Genomic DNA, 1,964 nt, shown 5'->3' on the forward strand with positions numbered 1-1,964 from the left:
CTCGGCCTTGCCGTAGCGGTTCGACTGCTGGCCCGCGCCGCGCGCCGCGATCCAGCCGCCCACCGTCGAGAATTCGAAGCTCTGCGGATAATGCGCGAGCGTTACGCCGTGCTTCTGCAGCTGCTCCTCGAGCGCGGGGCCGTAGAGGCCCGCCTCGACGGTTGCCGTCATCGCGATCTTGTCGATCTGGATGACACGCGTCATCAGCGTCGTATCGAGCGTCAGCACGGGACTGCCGAGCGACTTTGCCATTGCGTTGACGCCGCCGACGACGGAGGAACCGCCGCCATAGGGAATGAGCGTGATGTCCTCTTCCGCAGCAAGCTTCACGACGGCGAGCGTCTCGTCGGGGGTGCGCGGATAGACCACCGCGTCGGGGATCATGTCGAGCTTGCCGGCGCGCAGATAAAGCAGGTCATGGTACGACTTGCCGCGCGCGTGAAAGGCGCGCTCATAATCGTCGAGCTTCACCTGCGCCTCGCCGACGATGGCGCGGAGTTTCGCGAGCACGAGATCGCCGACACGGGGCGCGGGCATGTTGATCTCGGAGAGCGGCTTTGCCGGCGTCGTCGGCAGATGCGGCATGCCGAGCGTCGTCCTGATCCAGTCCCATTGCGGCGCGCCGTCGGGCAGCGGATTGTCCTGCGCCACGGTGCCCCAGCCGTTCCAGCGAAGCGTCGTCCGGTCGATCGTCATGGCCGTCCCCTCCTTGTCGTTTCTTTCAGCAACGCCCAGTCTTGTCAGCAACGCAACGTCAGCACGGATGGCAGGATGTCGAAACGCGCGGGCAGCCGGCCCGGCGCCTCGCCGTCTATGTCGAGCAGAACGGGTGCCTCGGCGACGGGCGTTGCGACGAGCCACTTCGCGCGGAAATGCGTCACCTTCGGATCGTCGAGATGTGTGCCGTCATAAAGTGCGCGCGAACCCGAAAGCAGATCGCCCAGCGTCGTATGGCGCAGGATGACGATGTCGAAATAGCCGCTGTCGGGTTCCGCCTTCGGCGCGATCATCATGCCGCCGCCAAAAAAGCGGCCATTGGCGACCGCCGCCGTGCCGATATTGACGATGTCGTCGAAGCCCGTATCGGCGGTGAGGCGCACGGCCTGCGGGCGAAAGCGGATCGCCGTGACGAGGGTCGCCCAGAGAAAGGCGAAGCTCCCGCCGAAGAGTTTGGAAATCTGTGCGCGGTTGACGGCGCGATCGACCGCACCCGACATGCCGAAGCTCGCGATGTTGTCGAAGTAGCGCATGGCTTCGCGGCCATCATCGGCGATGAAGCTCATGCGGCCGATATCGATGGTCCGCGTCGTGCCTTCGGCGATGCGGGCGACGCAAGGCTCCAGCTCTTCCGGCAGGTCGAAGGTCTTGCGGAAGTCGCCGCCCGTGCCGGTGTTCAGCACGGCGAGATGCGCTTCGGAATTGATGAGCCGGCCGTCTTCGAAGAAGCCGTTCACAACTTCGTTGATGGTGCCGTCGCCGCCGACGGCGATCACGAGCTGCGCGCCGTCCTTCAGCGCCTTGCGCGTCAGGTCGGCGGCGGGCAGATAGCGCGGCGTCGATCCGCCCGTGGTGAAATGCGCGCGGATGGGGCCGAGTTCGCGCTCCAGCGTCTCGGAAATCACGCGCCAGCCGCGACCCGTCCGCCCGCCGCCGGAGCGCGGGTTGACGATCGCCGCGACATGCGGTGTGCCGGAAGTTATCGGCGGTGTGCCCGAACTCTGCATCAGGCGTCCGCCGCTCTTGTCGCTTCGGCCTGCGACGCACCTTTCATTTCGCCTTCGCGCGCCGTCGGCGGTTGCGTCTCGAAGAGGCGGTTTGCGTCCGCGATCTCGTTCGCGATCGCCGTTTCGTCCCAGCCGAGTTCGCGCGCCATCAGTTCGACGACGGCGCTGATGACGGGAAAGCCCGGTGAGCCCAGCGTGCCGAGGCCGGTGCGACGGAAAAGGATATCGGACAGGTGGCGC

General features: G+C 66.2%; 3 protein-coding genes. All 3 read right to left on the bottom strand.

Features of this window, described 5'->3' with window-relative positions:
* A partial coding sequence (locus VMR03_RS13470; RefSeq protein WP_325406059.1) for an FAD-dependent oxidoreductase occupies nt 1-696 on the bottom strand: 696 nt, incomplete at its 3' end.
* A gap of 44 nt (nt 697-740) precedes the next feature.
* The gene (locus VMR03_RS13475) at nt 741-1,724 is read right to left on the bottom strand and encodes a diacylglycerol kinase family protein (RefSeq protein WP_325406061.1); all 984 of its coding nucleotides are present in this window, start codon (nt 1,722-1,724) and stop codon (nt 741-743) included.
* Nucleotides 1,724-1,964, bottom strand: a 241-nt coding sequence (locus tag VMR03_RS13480; protein WP_325406063.1) for a glycerol-3-phosphate dehydrogenase C-terminal domain-containing protein, incomplete at its 5' end; no start/stop codon positions are given. The genes VMR03_RS13480 and VMR03_RS13475, both read right to left, overlap by 1 nt.

Source organism: Parvibaculum sp., from assembly GCF_035511255.1.
Lineage (GTDB): Bacteria > Pseudomonadota > Alphaproteobacteria > Parvibaculales > Parvibaculaceae > Parvibaculum.